The sequence below is a fragment of the Saprospiraceae bacterium genome (assembly GCA_016709995.1).
Classification (GTDB): Bacteria; Bacteroidota; Bacteroidia; order Chitinophagales; family Saprospiraceae; genus JADJLQ01.
This window is the reverse complement of sequence record JADJLQ010000003.1, coordinates 299,931-321,022: the sequence shown is the minus strand read 5'-3', so window position 1 is coordinate 321,022 and position 21,092 is coordinate 299,931. Positions and strand designations below refer to the sequence as shown.

Below are 21,092 nucleotides of genomic sequence, written 5' to 3'. Positions count from 1 at the left end.
AAATTATATCATCCATTTTTTTCGATATTATAATCTACAAAATATGTGATTTATGTAATTATATATTATAAATGTGTAACAATACTTAATACAATTACCACCAACTTTGTAATTATGTAATTTAATTTAAAGTTTATTTAAATCAAAACCCCAAATGAAAGTCAAATCTTTATTAGTCCTAACCAGCCTATTTATTTGCCTTTATACTAATGTTGCACTTACACAAGTCATTGAGCTAGGTTCCGCTACTAGCTACAGCGTTTTTAGCGCAGCAGGAGCCTTTTCTAATGATGGCGCATCTCACATCACCGGAGATATCGGTACGAATGTTGGAGCATTCGCCGGATTCCCTCCAGGCACAGTAGTAGGACAAATAAATGTAGCAAATAGTGCCTCAGCCTCCGCTGCAACCGATGTGGCTAATGCTTATGCTGCTTTAAGTGGAAAGACTTGTGGCATGGTCCTGGGGACTACGATGGGTAGCGGACAAATATTGACCCCAAACATTTATTGCCTGGGTGCTGCCTCTACCTTAAATGGAACCTTGACCCTCAATGGTCAGGGTAATGCCAATTCCGTTTTTATTTTCAAGATTGACGGAGCACTTGCGACCGGCTCAGCAGCTAACATTGTATTGACCAATTCAGCTAATCTATGTAATGTATATTGGCAAATCAGCGGAGCTTTTGAATTAGGGACTAATTCCAGCTTTCAAGGGACTGTTCTGGCCGGTGGAGCGATTACTTTAAACGTAGGTTCTTCATTAAGCGGTCGTGCTCTCACTACAGCTGGTGCGATAAATTTGCACACAACCAATGTCTCCGGCATTTCTCCACCTAACGCTTCTATTAGTGCGAGCGGTTCTACCATGCTTTGCGAGGGTGCGAGCGTTACATTGACTGCTACTTCAGCAAATAGCTATAGTTGGTCAAATGGCGCAATAACTAGAAGTATTACCGTTAGTACTGCCGGTAGCTATTCTGTTACTGTCTCCGATGCCTGCGGCACAGCAACTTCAACGCCCACTATGGTAACTATTGGTTCTAACCCTACTGCATCGATATCCACAGGTGGCCCTGTTACATTCTGCCAGGGAGGGAGCGTCACCCTTACTGCCTCAGGTGGTGGTACTTATTTGTGGAGTACTGGTGCGACGACTACCTCCATCTTGGTGAATGAAGGAGGCAATTATACAGTCACAGCGACCAATGCCTCCGGGTGTACAGGTACCTCCGCAGGAACAGCAGTGACTGTCAATGCGAATCCAGGTGCTACCATATCAGCAAGTGGTTCAACTACGGTCTGCCAGGGAGAAAATGTTGTGCTTACTGCCTCCGTAGGATCAGCTTACCTATGGAGCACAGGCGCAACTTCGCAAAGCATCACGGCAGCTAGTAGTGGCAATTATAGTGTTACTGTGACCAATGCTAGTGGTTGCAGCACTGCCTCCGGTTCAACTCCTGTAACCGTAAATCCATTAACTATACCTGTAATCACAGCAAATGGCCCAACCACCTTCTGTCCAGGAGGAAGTGTGATACTGACTTCATCAATCCCCAGCGGCATTCTATGGAGTAACGGCGCTACCACTCAAAATATAGAGGTTACCTCAGCAGGAAGCTATACAGTAACCGATCAAAGCACTTGCGGAAGCACTTCTGCTACAACGATGATCTCGGTCAGCGCTGGCGCTATTCCGACGATATCAGCAGGTGGACCACTTACATTTTGCACTGGAGGTAGTGTCATCCTTACATCCTCACCTGCTGATGGATATCTATGGAGTACTGGTGCTACCACTCAATCCATCACCGTCTCTACAGCAGGCAATTATAGTGTAACTACGACGGGTACTTGCTCAGGTACTTCTCTTCCTACGGGAGTAAGTGTTATGGCAGTGTCTGTGCCTACAATCTCAGCGAGTGGTCCGACCTCAATTTGCACCGGGGGAAATGTCATTCTGACTTCATCTCTCGCCAGCAGTTACCTATGGAATACGGGCGCTACAACGCAAAGTATTACAGTTACTGCCGCTGGCAATTATAGCGTAACCAATACCGGGACTTGTGGTGGCACCTCAGCTGCAACTATGGTAAACCTTATTACCCCCCTAATTCCAACTATATCAGCAAATGGCCCACTCACATTCTGTCCGGGAGGAAGCGTGATGCTGACTTCATCCGTCGCTAGTGGAATACTGTGGAGTAACGGCGCTACGACACAGAGTATTACCATCACCACACCTGGCACCTATTCGGTAACCACAACAGGGAACTGCGGTGGGACCTCGGAGACAACAACGGTAATCATCAGCGCCGGAGCCATCCCTACGATATCGGTAGATGGCCCACTCACATTTTGCACAGGAGGTAGCATCATACTTACATCTTCTCCAGCTGATGGATATCTTTGGAATACAGGTGCGACTACGCAAAGTATTACGGTCACTTCTACCGGCAGCTATACTGTAACCACCTCGGGCATATGTGCAGGGACTTCAGTTCCGATTGCAATAAATGTTATAAATATTTCAGCTCCAACAATCTCCGCGAACGGTCCAACCACGTTTTGTACAGGAGGTAGTGTAATACTGACATCATCTGTAAGCAGTGGTAATCTGTGGAGTAATGGGGCCACGACCAAAAGTATTACAGTCAACGAAGACGGCGACTACAGCGTAAGTACTACTGGAGAATGCACTGTCACCTCAACTTCGATCCATATTACAGTAAGTGATTCTGCCAATCCAACCGTCTCGCCCAGTGGTCCAATATCATTTTGCCTCGGTGATAGCGTCATTCTTACTTCATCGATATCCAGCGGCTATTTATGGAGTTCTGGTGCCACGACACAAAGTATCACGGTAAAAGCAGCAGGGAGTTATAGTGTCACTACATCAGGAATTTGCGCAGGCACTTCATCAACGACCGCAGTAGCAATACTACCAGCTACTAATCCAACCATCACGGCGAGTGGCCCACTAACATTCTGTCAAGGTGATAGTATCGAGCTTACTTCTTCTGACGGCATCAGCTTCTTATGGAGTACAGGAGAAACCACTCAAAGTGTCACAGTAAAAGCTGCAGGAAGTTATAGCGTCACTACATCCGGCGCTTGTGGAGGAATATCCCAAGCCACTATAGTCGTTGTAAATGCTTCGGCTATTCCCACCATTACTGCAAGTGGCCCACTATCCTTCTGTTTGGGAGATAGTGTGACCTTGACTTCATCAACAGCTAGTCACTATACCTGGAGTACTGGAGATACTACACAAATTATTACTATAAAAGTTGCTGGAAACTATACAGTAACCACGCCGGGATTATGTGCCGGGGTATCTATGCCAGCTATAGTGTCACTTAATAGTTTCCTTGCACCCACCATTACGGCAAGTGGTCCATTAAACCTATGTATTGGTGATAGCGTAAAACTTACTGCTTCCCTGGCAACAGGATACTTGTGGAGCACATCCGATACGACCCGAACGATCACTGTCAGGGACAGCGGCATCTATTCAGTATTTATACCAGGTGCTTGTAGTGATACTTCTTTACCTGTCAAAGTTTCTTTAAATTCCACCAATAGCATCGCCACTATTTCTGCGGATGGCCCCACTACATTTTGCGTGGGAGAAAGGGTCATTCTAACTGCATCAAAAGGCAGTCAGTATTTTTGGAGTTTCGGAGCCAAATCACAAAGTGTGATCATCAGAAATAATGGTACTTATTGGGTGACTATCACCAATGAATGTGGTACAAAAACTTCGGCCAGCATCAAAACCGTGGTCAATCCAATTCCTGACTGCACTATTATAGCTACTTCACCTCTTTGCGAAGTAGTTGGTACCCGACTGTGTGCCACCGGAGACGATGCATCCTATTTGTGGAGTAATGGTGATACCACACAATGTATTACATTAGTCCAGGCTGGAACTTATTCAGTCATAGTCACCAATCCAAGTGGTTGTAGCAGTACCTGCTCGAAAACAATTATACCCAGCCAGTTTCCAGATTGCACCATAACCGGCGACACTGCCATTTGTTTTATGCAAACCATTATACTTTCTGCACCAGTCGGAGATTTTACCTATCTGTGGAATAATGGAGCGACCACTCAAAATCTAGCCATATGGGATGCAGGGATCTATACAGTAGTGGTGACAAACCCTTATGGATGTGTCAGCACCTGTTCGAAAAAGATTACAGTATCATCTCAGTCTTGTATGATAGCAGGAAAATTAAATATTTGCGGAACTGAAACTACAGAACTCAAGGGACCCATGGATGCAACATCTTATCTGTGGAGTAATGGATCTACCTCAGGATGGATCACCGTAACTGTACCAGGGACCTATTCCTTAACAGCAACGAATGCCTATGGCTGTGAAAATCATTGCTCTGTAATAGTTACTTCTCAGGGATGTATAGATTGTTTGCCGGGTTATAGCAATTTTACATCTAACCCCACTGCTTTAGCACAACCAAATTTAAGGAGCAGAAATTTGTCAACGATTCCAAATAACGAAGAGAACCTGGCATTAAGTGCAGGAAACTTAACAGTTCAGGCTTACCCTAATCCATTTGTCAATTCCACGATTATTCATTTTAGTAGTCCTGTTCGTCAACACGTAATTGTAGAAATTTATAATCTGCGAGGACAGAAAGTAGCTTCACTTTTTGATGGGACCATTTCACGAAATGAGCAGCGCCAGGTTCAATTTGATGCTTCTAATCTCGCTGACGGGGTTTACTTTTATCGTATGACTGAAGGAAAATATTCTATTAGCAAAAAATTAATTTTGTCAAAAAAGTAAGTTAAGATTCATATTTAAATAAAAAGAGCACCAACTATTCAGGTGCTCTTTTTATTTAAATGCTTGGATACTTTTATTTTGTCTTAACGGGTACTATACCAGCCATTTCCCCTATCACATTGACCAGGTCGGATCCAGTCGGTACTGTGATTTTAGCTTTTTATATAAGTAATCCAAAGCTTCTAATTTTCTCAGAACCTGCGCATTGCCGATGAAATAATTGTCTGCACCTTCATTGATCAGTTTGATGGCTACCGCTTCCATTGCTGCATAGAATATTTTAGCATGCTATTCCAATCCCAACCTCCGTTGCCTGGCACGGATAGCGCCTTTAGTCCTACCAAAATGACTGGCCATTTCCTGCAAACTCAAACCCTCTTCAAACATCATGGTCAATTCATCATCTTCTTCCGTTGTCCATATAGCACCTGCTGAGGCAGCTGCGGGTTTGGGTTGATCTTCCAGGTAGGGAATAAAATCAAACGGTGATTTCTTTTTATATTTTGCTTTTTTAGTATTGTAGTTGTCCGCAGATTTTTCTTCTTTATAAGCTTTCTTCGCACCCTTGGTCCAATGGATATGATTAGAATCCTGAAAATCATCGGGCTTGAGATCCTCCGGTATATACAACCTGGTTTTCGTCCTTGTGATGGCGACATAAAGCAAATTGATTTCTTCACTGAGCCTGGCCAGGTCAATAACTGCTTCATCTGAATTTTCCTTTTCTGCAGCATCCTTTTGTTTGGTAATAAGGCTAGTCAATTTGTCATCAGTAAGAAAATCATTGACCAGGTGAACCGTATCATATTCTAATCCTTTGCACCGATGGACCGTAGAGAAAATCATCTCAGCCTGGTCACGCTGATCATTGTCGACATGTTTTTCTTTGAGTTCTCGCAAGATATCATAGATCTCATTTTCATATTCTTTGACGATCTCTACCATCATGCCGAGTTGTGCTTCGCCGGTTTTGTCTACATAGTCTTCTAATTCAGTAAGATCCTTCATTGAGCGGATAAGAGGATCCCTGATACGATCATGATTGTAATTGTAGAGATTAAGTACATCATAGAGCGAAGCTCCTTCCTCTGCGTAGGTATATGAATTGATATTGCCTTCGAAATAAATCTTTTTGATTTTGGGATTTTCAGTGATATATTGGATCGCGTGGATCAGCAGGCCTAGGTTGGTACGCGCCAGGGCAGCATGGGTCCTGGTCGTTTTGCTTTTACCTTTTCCGACGATAGGCACCGGCTTGATGGGTCCAAGCGCAAGCTTACGATCCAATACCTTCATCGAAAGATCAGCGATGTCCTGACTAAATCTAAAACTGGTTGACAAATAATAATCTTTAAAATCAGCCTTCTCCAGGGAATTGATCGCATACCGCCAACCATAGATCTGTTGGTGCGTGTCGCCGACGATGACCTTGGTCGCGGACTGTCTAAAGAATACATGCAGCATAGCAGCTGAAGCGTCCTGGCCTTCGTCAAAAAGGATATAGTCAAAATTTAAAACTGGATTGGACAACTGGAATTTTTTCAAATAAAAATCATGGGTGATCTCGAGTTCGCCTTTGTCCATCTTGCCCAAAAGCATGCGGGTCTGTTTCTCGATATAGGCATAATAATTGGTTACGAATATTTTTGCTTTTGGATCAGAGACCACATCAAGATAATTCAGTTCGCTCACTTTCAGTTTGTCGCTATTGCAGAAATAGGACATGAATTTAGAGATATGATTGGCTACGATATACGCTGCATGTTTTTCTCCGGATGCTTGCAGCCCTAACAAGTCTACCAATTCGTTGGTTTTATATCCCTGAGCTTTCACCCGATAACCTTTTTGTGGTACGATGTGTTTGTAGGCCAAAGAATGTGCAGTCTCCACTTTAACATGCTCTATACCCTGGTCAGCAAATCTTTTACTCGCCTCGATACGGACAGATTTGTTAAATGCGAGGTAGAGGATCTTACTTTGTTTTGGCCTGGCTTTGGCATATTCAATCACCGTAGTGGTTTTGCCGGAGCCCGCCACGGCATTGATCTTGATATTGCCGGTGGACTGGATTATAGAGCGTTGTTCGGGTGTGAGTAACATGGCTGTAAAAGGAAGAAATTTTTCAATATTACAAAAATAAATAATATAAAATTTAAATATGCTCGCTGCTTCCGCACGTTCTGGCACTAACCCCTGAATAAATTATTATAAATCAAAATCGACTACATACCTGACTATTCAGTCCAATGTTAACTACCCTCCGGGGTGGCATTAATTATGTTTTCTAAACTACCTTTGGCTATCTCTAATTCGAAAAAAAAAAATGAAAAAGTCAGCCCAGAGAAAACTTTTAGCTATCGTCCTCCAAGATCGAATCTTCGTGATTTTGTTCTTACTATTTTGCTTAACATCAACTCATCATGTAATCGCTTCTTGTCCCACACCCAATGTAGCTTTATTGAGGGTGACTAACCTCACCAAAAACAAAGTAAAACTCAGCATTATATCTTCCGGATATACCGAATATCATTGGCGATATAAAAAATCCAATGCCACCAGTTTTACTAATGTCACCACCACGGAACCCGAAGTGACTATCGATGTGAGGCCTACTACCCGTTATGAATTTCAACTTCAATTAAAATGTCCGGATGGTACCACCAGTCCATTTTCAATATCCAAGCTTTTTACTTCCGATTGTGAGACTGTCAGCGGACCTATTGAATACTTACATCTAAATGATATAGACTGGTCGATCAATTTAAATTCCTCCGGTTATTATGGTGCATACGAAAGTTATCATGGCAAATTTGTGGACAGGCATGCATTGGGTATATTTCCGCTCAACAGAGACTGGGGGTCCAATTCCCCTGACTTTACCTGGCCAATCGGAGGCGGAGATGTTATAGAAAATGTTCAATTCAGAATGGAATGTCCGGATGGAACCTTTTCTCCATGGTCCTCAGATTATACCTTGAGGTCTGATTGTAGAGCACCCAGACTTAATGAAATAGGAGCCGATCCGGGTGGACCCAATACCCTTAGATTACACTGTGATAAATATGCTTCAGCCTACCAATTCCGACTACGAGAACAGGGCACTTCAGCCTGGCGCAATATCCCCCAATCCACGCTGCCATTTGTATTTGTAGATAATATCAATCCAAATAAAAATTACGAAGTAGAGTGCAGATTGCTTTGTAGTAATCAATACACTGATTATTCACCTACCCTGACCTATTTAGGCATTTCTGCCTGCACGGATCCTATCAGGGGAGATTATTGGGTATCCCATATCACCTCGACCTCAGCCAAAGTGGAAGATCGTGGATATGATCCTGATGTGGTGCGCAGGTGGGAATTCAGGTGGAAGCTTGGATCAGCCTGGATCACACAACGCTCGGACCAACCTTTTTTAGTAATACGAGATTTATATCCAGATACTGACATTGAATGGGGCTTTCGCCGAACATGCAATAATAGCGAGACGAGCAATTGGTCGCCTGAAATGGTCTATTTTCGGACTGAATCTATATGTCTGGGCCCGATCAATTCACTCCACGTGCTCAATGTAGATTATAATACAGCCAGATTCAATACATCCGAAGATGTCTACGCAATGTATCAATACAGATACCGCATACAAGGTCGTAGCAAATGGACGACAACAGAAGAGTCTAACCAACATCTGCATCGCATAGAAGGTTTGCAGGAAGGTGAAAGTTACGAATGGCAGGGAAGAGGAAAATGTGAATCCAAATGGAGTGAATGGGTAGATGGTCCGGTATTCACTACTGTTTCCTGCAATCCACCTGATGAAAATAGTATTGGCGCTGAGAATATTACTTCCCGAGCCGCCGAATTACAATATCGCGAGTACATTCCAAATAAAATTCAATGGCGATATAAAAAAGATAATAGCAATAATTGGATTGAGCTAAACCCTATCAGGGAGGCCATTCAATACCTGGAAGGGCTGGATGACGGTAGCATATACAAATATGGTAGCAGGCTTTCCTGCGTGGACGCTGATGGAAATGAACGATGGAGTGCATGGTCACCTACATTTGTATTTGAAACCTATTGTCAGGGCAGTATCCTACGTATCAATCAAATTACTTCCACCAGTATGAAAGTCACCGCTGTAAAAGGCTATACAGAATATCAATTCAGCTACCAGTTACAGGGAAACATTAACTGGACTACCCTGGCTACAACACCAAATAATACTATCGATCTGGTAGACCTGCTTCCAGGCACTACCTATGATATAATAGTTAGAATCACCTGCAATGGATCCCAGGGCCCCTGGTCTGCACCCAGTTCTGAGACGACCCTGGTAGCAAGTTTTAATGCGACCGCCCCTCCACACCCAACCTATCTGACTGCCATGCCTATTGATGAACAAATGGTGCACCTTGAATGTCAGTTAGGCGATGTGCCGGCTTATCAATACAGGGTGCGCAGAGTCGGTACTACCTCATGGGATGAATTGAGTGAAACTCCCAATAGCATCGATACGGTAAATGTCAGCTGGGATGAATCCTGTGATGATGACAGTGTAGAATGTAATCTCTATGAGTTCCAATGCAGACTGTACTTACCGGATAGTCTTCGTTCAGGATTCAGCCGAAGTATCAAGTGGTCAGCCTGGTCTGTCTCCGTGTATTTCAATCCAATGAAACCACATTTGTCCTCTTGTTCCACGCCGTCACTGAGTGAAATAATTGCATTGTCAGTCGATGATGCATCTGCCGTCTTATACTGCGACATCCCAAATGCGCTTAAATATGAGTTTAGGTATCGTATCAAAAACACACAACCATGGACTTTTACTCCAATCACTGATAAGCCAGGAGTCGGCTTAAAAGGGCTTTATGCAGACACCAGCTATGAATTTCAGTGCAGGATTGCCTGCCAGGCTGCCGTAAGTCCATGGTCCAGGTCTAAAAATTTTAGGACTCGATCTTCTACCGATTGTAGTCCACCTTTATTTAATAATCTATTTGTACGCGAAATCAAAACAAAAGATGCCCGATTAAACTGTGCTATCAATGGCGTGTTAGGATTTGACTGGAGATATCGTGAGCCTGATAGCCTTACCTGGCTGCCGTTGCCTGCAAGCAGGGAAAATTTTTATTATGTTGATCAGTTAAAGCCTGCGACCAAATATGTATTTCAATCCAGGGTCGGCTGCCTGGATTCTACCCTCAGCCCCTGGTCGTTATCCATTCCATTTCAGACATTGCAGGACTGCCCTTCAGTCACCGCACAATCTTTACTACTAACCAGGGTTGATGCTAATTCGGTACGATGCGCTTATATTAATCCAGCCCAGGCAAGATACATCATCAGACTAAGGACGGTGGGAGCGGAAGATTGGACTACACTTGGTCCTACCCGCGATTCATCCATCCTAATCAGTACATTGGAAAACAAACCCTATGAGTTCCAGGTGATGAATCTTTGCAGTCAGACTAGCAGCAGCTGGTCATCGTCTATCCTATTTGATCTCAATACAGTTACCGCCTCAAAGTCAATGGCTCACCCGGAACTATGGGCTCTATATCCCAATCCGATGACCGATCATTTATACGTTGATTTGACTGCATACCCGGGACAGGTATCCTTCCGCATCTTGAATGCACTCGGCCATTCGATGTATCAATCAAAGGTCGCAGGTGGGCGATTAATAAATCTTTCAGTGAAGCTTGCACCCGGCATTTATTATTGTAACCTGGAAACAACAGGCAGCAGAAGCTCTATTAAAAAATTGATTGTGTTGTAAAAGAATATCCAGCGGATTAAGTAATTAAAAAAATGCCGGATACATCAAAGTACCCGGCATTTTTTTAATTACAGAAGAAAATAACCTCATCAACTCCACAACCTATCCCAGCTCCTGATATTATCCCACTCCGGAGTAGGCGCGAAAAATCCAGGACTTTCCGGAGCAATATGTTTTCTCAACTCCTCTTCATTGAGTTCTATACCCAGACCAGGAGTATTTGGTACATTAGCATATCCATTCTCATAGAGTGGTTTGCCATCTAAAGTTTTCACCAGGTTAGGCCAGTAAGGCACATCGATAGAGTGATTTTCAAGGCCCATGACATTCTGCGTAGCAGCGGCACAATGTACATTAGCCATGAAGGACACAGGAAGCCCGGCAAAATGCATGGCCATCGCCACTCCGCGTTCTTCCGCATAATCTCCTATGCGTTTGGTTTCTAACAATCCACCGGAAGTGGCCAGATCAGGGTGTACGATGTCTATAGCTTGCTGGTCTATCAGGTGGATAAATCCTTCTTTGAGATAGATATCCTCACCAGTACAAAGGGGCGTTTCGATAGCAGTTTTGATTTCTTTGAGCTGTGAAGTCAATTGCCAGGGTATCATATCTTCTAACCAGGCTAAGCGATATTTTTCTACTGCACGACCTAATCGAATGGCATTATTAGAATCAAAATGCCCGTAATGATCTGAAGCTAGCGGGATCTCATACCCAACGACATCTCTTACTGCCTGAATGTACTTGCATATTTCATCAAGGCCTTTATCTGTGATCTGTACTTGCGTGAGCGGATGCAAAGTAGCTCCATAACTCATGGGTTCATTTGACCATTGACGGCCTACATCCCAAAAATTGCCATTAGTCACGGCGCCTTCTATGTCTTTTACCATTTCAATCCCAAAATCCATTTTGAGGAAAGTAAATCCCTTTTCTTTCATTCGCACCCGCATTTTTTCTGCAAAAACTTTAGGATCTCTTTCCTGAGGAGTATCCGCATACAACCTTACTTTGTCACGATACTTGCCCCCTAAAAGTTGGTATGCCGGTACGTTATATGCCTTACCGGCCAGGTCCCATAAAGCCATCTCCACCCCACAGACGCCTCCGCCCTGACGGGAGTGCCCTCCAAACTGTTTGATGCGTTTAAATACTTGCTCTACACTACAAGGGTTCATGCCTTTGATTCTGCTTTTAAGAAATAAAGCATAGCGCCAGTCTGCGCCGTCGCGGACTTCACCCAGGCCTACGATTCCTTGATTGGTTTCCAATTTGATGATAGGGCATCGGCCATTGCCATTAAGGCCTACAGCGTACTTCATATCAGTGATTTTCAAATCAGAGGGAGCTGAAAATCGATTGACTTTAGAAGTGGAGTGCTCAAGTGTCTCTTCGGAAGAAGCAGAAAACATCATACTTCCCAGAGCGAGACCACCGATAGATTTTTTAAGGAAGTTGCGGCGATCTTTGGGCTCTTTTGTTGATCTTCCTGACCTGTCAGCCCGGGAGGATTCATCCGGCTGTATGGCATCAGGATCCGGATCACTCAGTCCAAATTTTGCCAGAAATTTTTGAGATGGAGTTAACATGTTTAAAGGTTTTTTTAGTTATTAATATTTCAGAGGTCAGCAGTCAGACATCAGCAGTCAGGCATCAGATTCAGACATCTGACATCTGACATCTGACTTACCAATTTCTATCTTTCATATAAGCATCAAGTTCCGCTCTGGTCATAGGAAGCTTTTGACTACTGAGCCAGCCCAGGAAATCTTTTTTAATCACCTCCGTCCAACGGGTGTCTATTTCCCCGGGAGTATACTTGCCTTCGATGAGTCTTTGATGACCAAAGTGATCTCTTAATTGAGTAAACTCGGAATTGATAATGAGGTCCTCCGCAAGGTGAGGAGGAATAAACACGACCCCGCTTTTTTTGGCCAGGAGAAGATCTCCCGGCAATACAAATGCTCTTCCGACACGAATAGGCACATTGAGCCCGGTAAGCATCATCTGCTGGATATAGCTCGGATCATGGCCTTTGATGAAGGCATTAAATCCTTCGATCTCTTCGAGACCGGCTATATCCCTGACTGACCCGTTGAAAACCACCCCATTTTTTGATTTGGCATAGATGGCATTGCCCAGGTTATCCCCGATAAGGGTGCCATCCACTATTTTACCATAGCTGTCGGCCAAATATATATCTCCTGTCTTAAGTACATCGATCGGCCAACTGTTCATGGCCCCTACCCGGCCTTCTGCAGTTCCCTGATCTTTTAACACCTTCTCGAGGTCGGGACGCAAAGGAGCATACTGAGCAGTAACTACTCTTCCGACCATAGGCTGCTCCGGACGCAATATAAACCAATCTCCTTCAAATTGATTTTGAAATCCTTTGTTGCGCAGGTATCCCCAGGCCTCTTCGATAGAGACGCCTTTAAGTCGTTCCAGCAATTTGTCATCCAACCGGGGTCTGCCATCAGGTGTACGAACTCCGGTCCACAATGGCGTGATAGATTTGATATATTCCGGTGTCGGGGAGACCGATTGAGTCAAGCCAAATAAGGGAATAAGCGCTAAGAATAACACTGAAATTTTCATCATTATATCATATTTGATTTATAAATATATACAATGATTGCATGAATAATGGTGTTCGTGCAATAAAAATCTTGCAAATAGATAATCTGAATGAACTAACATGTGCTTTATGGGGCAGCAAATACAATAGACAAATCACTACCCTGTTCAGGCACTCTATATGCCTCATTTATCAAAAAAAAATCTCAGCTGGCACCAGTTGCCCTTATCTCACTCCATCCGCAGCGAAGTCACCGGCTTAGAAGTAATCGCTTTGAAAGCCTGCACACTGATCGTGATGAAGGCTATTAATAAAGCGATACCGCCTGATATCAAAAATACCTTCCAGTCCAATGTAGTGCGGAAAGCAAAACCTGCTAGCCAGTTTTTCATAATCCAGTAACAAAGTGGAATCGCTATCACAAGCGCTATCAAGACCAGCAGGATAAAATCTTTTGTCAATAACTTCAATATATTCACCTCTGATGCTCCGATGACTTTTCGGATACCAATCTCTTTGGTTCGTTGTATCACATTGTAAGCAGACAAGCCCAATAGACCAAAACAAGCGATTAATATCCCGAGGATTGCAAAAATGGCAAAGACTTTTCCAAATAAAGTCTCCCCTTTATATTGCTCATTGTAAGCCTCATCAAGGAAAAAGTAATTAAATGGATCTTTTGGGAAAAATTTATTCCACTCAGATTCAATTTGGGCCAATGCCTGAGCAGTATTGCCTGATTTTAATTTGACTGAATAATAATTTCTGGCATTTGGTCTTAATAGGATAATCATGGGATCCAAGGATTTTTGCAATCCCTGGTGGTGATAACTCGCAGCGATCCCCAGGATGGTAAGCGTATCTCTACCTCTTTTAAGTTTTTTATTGATCGCATCATTCATGTCTGTAAACCCAAGTTCACGTGCTCCATTCTCAGTAAGGATGACTCCCCGATTGTCTGTAGAGAATTCTTTAGCATAATTGCGTCCGGCAATCATTTTTATTTGGTAGGAAGGAATGAAATCATAGTCTACTCCCATATTATACATGGTGTGTGCGCTGGCTTCTGGGACATCAACTCTTTGCACACCATTGGTCCAGTAGATTTCTTTACCCATCACACTGGTGGAAGCAGATACACTGGCTACCTGAGCACCGGATAACACTGCTGACTTAAACGGCGAAAACAAATCATTATACATAGAGTCAGTGACTGTTTGCACTCCACTTAATACTACCGTCCGATCGATATTGGCTCCAAGGTCATGCGACCTCATGTACTTCAATTGATTAAAAACAATGATCGTCCCTGCTATCAATACGACGGAAGTGACAAATTGAGTGATAATCAAAGATTTGCGTAGCAAGACACCGGAGCTTGAATTTTTAAACATACCTTTTAACACAGTGACCGGTTGAAATCCAGACAATACAATAGCCGGATACATTCCTGAGAGTAAAGTCCCAACAATAAACATCATGCTGAATAAAATCCAATATTGTGCACTCATCAAAGTATAGGATAGATACGACTTGCCCGTAAACACATCGAATGGATGTAGTATTAAAGAAAACACAATCAATGAAATAATAAAACTCAATAGATTCAAAAGCAGGCTCTCGGTCAAAAACTGTTGAATTAATGAGGATCGTTGAGCTCCCATCACCTTACGAACACCTACCTCTTTTGCCCTTTCTACGGAACGGGCAGTAGACAGATTGATATAGTTGACCCAGGCTATGCCGAGGATAAACAAAGCGATGAGGAATAAAAAAGAGACAGCCTGTCCATTGCCATTCACTTCCGCCTCCTGGTTATAGTTAGAATAAAGGTGAATGTCTTTCAATGGTATCAATGACAAAGCATCAATAATATTATTTTTTTTACTGTAGTCCCCATTATTCATATGCGTGTTACAGAAAGCCGGAAATTTAGCTTCAAACTTTTTGAGGTCCGTACCTTTCTTCAATTGCAAATAAGTGTAAAAATCATACCACCCCCACTCCGTTTCACTGGCATTAGTAGTATCTCCCTGCGCATTGAGCCGGTACTGGAAGGTTTTATAAGACACCAAATAATTCAATTGCAAATGCGAATTGACAGGAAAATCTTTGAACACCCCGGTGATCATCAAAGCATTGTCGGCACCAAGGTCTTCATCACCGATCAAAAGTCTTTTCCCCATGGGATCTTCATGCCCAAAATATTTTTTCGCCATTGATTCTGAAATGACCATTTGCTTGACCTCACTCAATGCATTAACGGAAGTGCCAGCGATAATATCAACACCCAACATAGGAATCGCTGACGCATCCGCATAATATCCCTTTGTCTCGGAGTATTTGACATTATTGCCGGGATTGCTTAAGATAATGGCATAATCATATAAACGACAAAAATCTTCCACTTCGGGAAATTCCTTTTTCATCGTTGGACCAATTGCAGGATAAGAAGTAGCAGACTTCCATGACAAGGTACCTTGTCGATAATTGTCCAATCTCAACCGAACCACTTGATTTCCCTGATTAGAAAAATTGTCAAAACTTCTTTCGAAAGACACATAATGAAATATTAAAAGGCATGAAGTCATACCGATAGCCAGTCCTAGCATATTGAGCAGTGAGAAACCCTTTCTTTTGACCAGACTGCGATAAGCTGTTTTAAATGAGATTATGGACATAATATCCAGGTTTTATGGTTAAAAATTAATTGATCTAATAATATAGTTTCCAAACCATTTATTCGCTTCTCAGTGATTTAACAGGATTGGTCCATGAAGCTTTGACAGCCTGCGTAGATACAGTCACCATAGCCAGCGTTAATACCAATACCATAGCTACCACAAACATCCACCAGGAAATATCCGTACGATATACAAAACCCTGCAACCATTGATTCATAAAATACCATGAGAGCGGCGCTGCGATAAAAAATGCGACCATGACCAATATTAAAAAATCTTTGCTGATGAGACCTACTATGTTACCGGTCGTAGCGCCCAATACTTTTCTGACACCTATTTCTTTTAATCTCCTGGAAATAGCAAATGAAGCCAGTGCAAATAATCCCAGGCAGGAGATGAGCACTGCCAGCAGGGCAAAGCCTTTGCATAAAGCGGTAAACTTGGTATCTGTCTCGTAAAACCGCTGGATCTCTGTATCGTAAAATGTACCCTTGAACACCTGCTCCGGAAACATATCATTGTAAATATTTGCTATCGCAGCGGTCGTTGCATGGATATTGGCATCTCTGAGCTTGACGCTAGCCAAAAAATAAAACTTATTATAAGAAGTCATTAAAAGTGCCTCCAGTGGTTCATGGGCAGAATGACTATGATAATCTTCCGCTACCCCCACCAGTATCATTGGTTGACCACCACCCAGCCTGATAGGACTCCCGATCATCGAATCGACATTGGTGATGCCATATTTTAATAATGCTGTCCTGTTCAGTACTGCCTCCCGGGCAGTATCAGATTGATTTAACCATCTTCCTGACAATAATTTTATATCATAGGTCTTTTGAAAATCTTCATCACAATATTTTATAGAGATACTAAAAGGTGCATCTTCTTTGCCCTGGCTCAATGACCAATTGGAGCTCCACGTATTGCCAGAGGATGGCATATCGCTACTGACGCTCATGTTTTCCACACCCGGGATAGCTGTCACCCTGTTTTTTAAAGTGCCAAGCCGGGATTGAGTCAGGCTATCATTGTTATAGCCAAAGGTGTAGACCAGATCCTTATTGAAGCCAAGATTCATATTTTGAATAAAGGACAACTGGCTCAATGTCACCACGGTACTGATTATTAGCCCAAAAGCTATCACAAATTGTATAACTACGAGGACCTTTCTCAACATCACGCCAGATCCAAATCCTTTGTCATAATCTGATCTGAATATTTTAACAGGTTGAAAAGATGTAAGCACAGATGCAGGGTACAATCCCGCAAGCAAAGTCACGACAACGAACAAGCCCAATAAAAACAAAATCAACCCAAAATCACTAAATAAAGAAATGTCAGCAGGCAATGGGGATATATGCTGCAATACAGGTGTAGTGACAAACGCTATACCCGCTCCTAATAAAATGCCACATAGGACCAGCAGACCAGTCTCCAATAAAAACCCGGACATCAAAGCGCCATTGCTTACACCCAATGTCTTACGGATGCCGACTTCTTTTATCCTGGTGACGGATTGGGCATTGGCCATATTGATAAAATTAAAACAGGCCATGATAAGGATCAGGAACCCAATCATGCCCAAGATCCACAGTTTCTTTTTGTCCATTACATGGCTTCCTGAAGTACCCAGGTCTTCATTATAATGCAAGTCTGACAGCGGCTGCAGCATATGTTTCCTGCTACCTCTGTCCGTTTCATAATGTTCTTGTCCTATTCCGGCCAGCACCTGATTGGTGGCATCTACCTGAGTAGGATCATTCAGTAACGCAAAAAATTGATTATTGGTACTGGTAGAACCCCAGTCATCACTATAAAAATAAAATTCGGGGTGCGCTCTGAATGTGGGATAGGACACAAAAGCCGTGATCGGAAAATCGGAAGTCGGAGTCGGATCATTTACGACACCTTCTACCCGAAGATAAGGTTCTAAATTGTCCATGATGATCGTCTGGCCAATCGCCTGGGTGGCATCTCCAAAACATTTTTCTGCCAGGCTTTTAGTCAGAACGATGGTATTGACTTCATTCAATGCAGATTGGGCATTGCCAGCGAGCCATTGGTAATCAAAAATCTCAAAAAATGCAGGTTCTACAAAAAATGCGACGGATGGTTCTTCGGTATTAAATTTTTTCAAAGGAGCTCCTCCGGAAGGATTGGGCACAGCGATCGTAGGCCAAAATTCTTTAATTTTAGTAGTGGTCTTAAATTGGGGCACTGATCTTTTAATCACATCCATTGCCGGTAAGGTCATGCCTTGATTCTGGTAATGATTTCCTGTAATCTTATTTTTTCCATCGACGATCACCCGGACGATGCGATCATAATTCTTAAAATGTTTATTATAAGATAGTTCATAGGTAATGATCCGGTAGATTAAGATAGTAGCTGCGATCCCAATAGATAATCCAACCAGGTTGATACCAGTGTACATTTTGTTTTTGAGGAGATTGCGAAGTGCGAGTTTGAAATAATTGGTTAGCATAATTTTTAGTTTTGAGCTATCAGCTTTGAAGTGGGAGATCCCGATGATTCGGTATCAGATACTCCTGGTCTAAAGCTGATCATTCTGTTCTTAAGGCTTTTACAGGGTTATTCAAAGCAGCTTGCAGCGCACGTGCCCCGATGATGAGGAGTGCCGTACTCAGCACCAATCCTCCAGCCAATGCAAATAACCACCATTCAAGTTTGATTCTATAGGCAAATTCCTGTAGCCAGTGATCGACTCCAAAATAAGCAATGGGAGAAGCGATCACTATAGCTATCAGGATTAATATGACAAATTCTTTAGAGATCAGGCTCAGGATAGATCCCACACCAGCACCCAGCACCTTGCGGATACCGATCTCTTTGGTTCGGCTTTGGATCGAATAAGTAGCCAGGCCAAATAATCCCAGGCAGGCGATAAAGATGGCCCAACCAGAAGCTATCATAAAAATGGTTGCAAATTGCCTTTCACTTGCATAAGCCTTTTCAAAATTTTCATCAATAAAATAATATTCAAAGGGATTGCCAGGAAAATAGGATTGATATATTTTTTGCAGACCACTGATTTTGTCTTGAAACTGATCCGGGGTTATTCTGATGGTAGTGTATGCTGTACTCGATTCAGGGTAAAATATCATAGGATCAATAGGTCTTTGCACACTCAGATGATTATAATCTTTGACCACTCCAATGATATCAAGGAACCTTTCATCCCACCTGATCCGGGTAGCTACCGCTTCTTGTGGAGTATTAAAGCCTAATTTTTTAATGGCTGATTCATTTAAGATCACTTTGCTGTTATCATTCCATTCCACTTTACATTCGGCAGCAGTAAAATTGCGACCTGCCACGATCGGAATCTCATAGGCAGGTAAATACTTTTCGCCAATGATTGCAAAAGCATAGGAAGTAAATTCATCGCCTGGTTTTGACTGAGGCTGCGTAAATCCGGAGGTCTGGAAATTATAAAATTTACCGGGTACACTTCCAGAATTACAATAGTCTTTGACAAAACTTTGTTGCGCAATGGTATTCAGATAACCTTCCTGCCGGAAGCTATAGGTACTGTCTTTGCCGACCTGCGGTCCCGGGATGACCACCAGTTGCTCGTGGGCAAAACCCAGGTCTTTTTTTTGCATATAGTTCAATTGATACACGATCGCCAGGGTGGCTATGATCAGCATGATCGAAATAGCAAACTGGGCTACTACCAAGATTTTCCTCAATAATCCCCTTGTCTGGCCCTTTAAGAGCTTGCCTTTGATGGTCGTGATTGGATTGAAACCTGATAAGATAAAAGCAGTATAAGCTCCCGAAATGAACGACCCCAGGATTATAAGCAATAAACCTGTCAACCAACCCGACTGATACATCATACCTGACAAAGACAAATTTTTGCCAATAAGATTGTTGAACAATGGTTGTATCATGACCACCAAAATGATAGCTGCAATAAAACTGATTAGATTGGTCAGAAAAGCTTCACTTAAAAACTGAGCTACCAGGTTGGCCCTGGTCGCACCGATTACTTTTCTCACCCCTACTTCTCCGGCTCGTTGCAGTGCTTTAGCCGTACTAAAATTGATATAATTAAACCAGGCTATCAATAATATCAATAAAGCTATGGCCCCCATCATCAGGAGATATTTTAGCTGAGCAGTATGAGTATATGTATCTGCCAGCGTACTGGCCAGGTGAACCTCCTTCAACGGCTGCAATCTAAATATCACACCATCCTTGTCGTCATTTAAGGTATTTCTAAGATCTGTCAATTTTGCTTCTACACGCTGAGCGGAGGCCCCGGATCGCAAACGAAAAAAAGTATTGATATACTGCGAATCATAATTGTCAAGGCGCGCCCAATCATTGCCATTCAACTGATCAGGATTCTGCAAACTTTGTAGTGAAAACACCATATCATATTGGATATCGGATTCGTCACCAATATCCTGGTATACACCTCCAATAGTAAATGTTTTATTGCCAAATTGATTGAACAATGAAAGAGACTGACCTACCGGGTCGAGCGTACCAAAATATCTTATGGCTGACGACCGGGATAAAAACATCACATCCGGTCGCTTCAGGGCAGCTTTGTCGCCAGTCAAAACCTTAAAGCTGAAAAATTCAAAAAAATTGCCATCGGCATAACCAATATTTTCTTCTTTGAAGGAAGTATTGGTCTTGTTATTCAGGACCACTCCTTTGCAGATGCCTTGTTCAAAACGGCAGTAGTCGATGATCTCCGGAATTCGTTCTTTGGCAGTCGGCCCATAGCCCGGTTCGATCTCTGTCCATGTATTTCCCTTAAGGTCTTCATTGATCAATCTATAGACCTGATCAAGATTATGATGAAAAAGGTTGACACTTTTTTCAAGACTGATGTATTGGAGAATGAATATAAATGCTACCAATCCCAGGGTAAGACCACTGACATTGATAATAGATTGGCTGGGATCTCGCACCAGGTTGCGCCAGGCTAATTTAAAGTGATTTCCGATCATATGCCGTTACTAGATCCATGTAACAATGCTCATCCGTAAAAGAAATAGCCGATCCAGGATCTTATCCAAAAGAATGCACAGGTCGTACCAAAAATGTATATCACTGATATTGTGAGGATTATAAGTATAAATTGTATTTAAGTGTGTTCGCTTTTGATACAAAGTGTACTAAAAATGACTGTAACTGGATCATAGAGTATTTTAAGAAATGAATCTTGTTCACATTCAACTG

Annotated in this window: 9 protein-coding genes; 2 read left to right on the top strand and 7 right to left on the bottom strand. The window is 42.7% G+C overall.

All coding sequences use genetic code 11. The annotated features are described in order from the left end of the window. The first annotated feature begins 154 nt into the window (after positions 1 to 154). Positions 155 to 4,813 (top strand): DUF3494 domain-containing protein, encoded by a 4,659-nt coding sequence (locus IPJ09_20320; protein ID MBK7373737.1) that lies wholly within the window; start codon positions 155 to 157, stop codon positions 4,811 to 4,813. Positions 4,814 to 4,927: 114 nt separating this feature from the next. Here IPJ09_20320 and IPJ09_20315 read toward each other — a convergent pair whose 3' ends face one another. Both IPJ09_20315 and IPJ09_20310 read right to left on the bottom strand, forming a co-directional pair. Beyond that, on the bottom strand, positions 4,928 to 5,077 hold the full coding sequence (locus IPJ09_20315) for a hypothetical protein (GenBank protein ID MBK7373736.1): 150 nt from the start codon (positions 5,075 to 5,077) through the stop codon (positions 4,928 to 4,930). A gap of 24 nt (positions 5,078 to 5,101) precedes the next feature. Then, a complete protein-coding gene (locus tag IPJ09_20310) occupies positions 5,102 to 6,913 on the bottom strand; it encodes an AAA family ATPase (protein MBK7373735.1) in 1,812 nt (603 codons plus the stop codon). 223 nt (positions 6,914 to 7,136) lie between these two features. Here IPJ09_20310 and IPJ09_20305 point away from each other — a divergent pair, with 223 nt between their 5' ends. Beyond that, positions 7,137 to 10,601, top strand: coding sequence for a T9SS type A sorting domain-containing protein (locus tag IPJ09_20305; GenBank protein MBK7373734.1), 3,465 nt, complete (start codon positions 7,137 to 7,139; stop codon positions 10,599 to 10,601). Between the two features lie 89 nt (positions 10,602 to 10,690). Here the strand turns inward: IPJ09_20305 and IPJ09_20300 are convergent, their stop codons facing one another. From IPJ09_20300 to IPJ09_20280, 5 genes are all read right to left on the bottom strand, one after another. Next, entirely contained in the window at positions 10,691 to 12,193 is a 1,503-nt protein-coding gene (locus tag IPJ09_20300) for a mandelate racemase/muconate lactonizing enzyme family protein (GenBank protein MBK7373733.1), read from the bottom strand. Positions 12,194 to 12,290: 97 nt separating this feature from the next. Beyond that, on the bottom strand, positions 12,291 to 13,205 hold the full coding sequence (locus tag IPJ09_20295) for an RraA family protein (GenBank protein MBK7373732.1): 915 nt from the start codon (positions 13,203 to 13,205) through the stop codon (positions 12,291 to 12,293). A 207-nt stretch (positions 13,206 to 13,412) separates the two neighbouring features. Further along, entirely contained in the window at positions 13,413 to 15,863 is a 2,451-nt protein-coding gene (locus IPJ09_20290; GenBank protein ID MBK7373731.1) for an ABC transporter permease, read from the bottom strand. A 58-nt stretch (positions 15,864 to 15,921) separates the two neighbouring features. After that, positions 15,922 to 18,354 (bottom strand): ABC transporter permease, encoded by a 2,433-nt coding sequence (locus tag IPJ09_20285; protein MBK7373730.1) that lies wholly within the window; start codon positions 18,352 to 18,354, stop codon positions 15,922 to 15,924. 79 nt (positions 18,355 to 18,433) lie between these two features. Next, the gene (locus tag IPJ09_20280; GenBank protein ID MBK7373729.1) at positions 18,434 to 20,860 is read right to left on the bottom strand and encodes an ABC transporter permease; all 2,427 of its coding nucleotides are present in this window, start codon (positions 20,858 to 20,860) and stop codon (positions 18,434 to 18,436) included. Positions 20,861 to 21,092 lie beyond the last annotated feature (232 nt).

What these genes read in the sequence shown, in the direction of transcription:
- IPJ09_20305 (MBK7373734.1), top strand. Translation starts at nt 7,137, where the DNA reads ATGAAAAAGTCAGCCCAGAGAAAACTTTTAGCTATCGTCCTCCAAGAT.
- IPJ09_20285 (MBK7373730.1), bottom strand. Translation starts at nt 18,354, where the DNA reads ATGCTAACCAATTATTTCAAACTCGCACTTCGCAATCTCCTCAAAAAC.
- IPJ09_20300 (MBK7373733.1), bottom strand. Translation starts at nt 12,193, where the DNA reads ATGTTAACTCCATCTCAAAAATTTCTGGCAAAATTTGGACTGAGTGAT.
- IPJ09_20310 (MBK7373735.1), bottom strand. Translation starts at nt 6,913, where the DNA reads ATGTTACTCACACCCGAACAACGCTCTATAATCCAGTCCACCGGCAAT.
- IPJ09_20320 (MBK7373737.1), top strand. Translation starts at nt 155, where the DNA reads ATGAAAGTCAAATCTTTATTAGTCCTAACCAGCCTATTTATTTGCCTT.
- IPJ09_20315 (MBK7373736.1), bottom strand. Translation starts at nt 5,077, where the DNA reads ATGGAAGCGGTAGCCATCAAACTGATCAATGAAGGTGCAGACAATTAT.
- IPJ09_20290 (MBK7373731.1), bottom strand. Translation starts at nt 15,863, where the DNA reads ATGTCCATAATCTCATTTAAAACAGCTTATCGCAGTCTGGTCAAAAGA.
- IPJ09_20295 (MBK7373732.1), bottom strand. Translation starts at nt 13,205, where the DNA reads ATGATGAAAATTTCAGTGTTATTCTTAGCGCTTATTCCCTTATTTGGC.
- IPJ09_20280 (MBK7373729.1), bottom strand. Translation starts at nt 20,860, where the DNA reads ATGATCGGAAATCACTTTAAATTAGCCTGGCGCAACCTGGTGCGAGAT.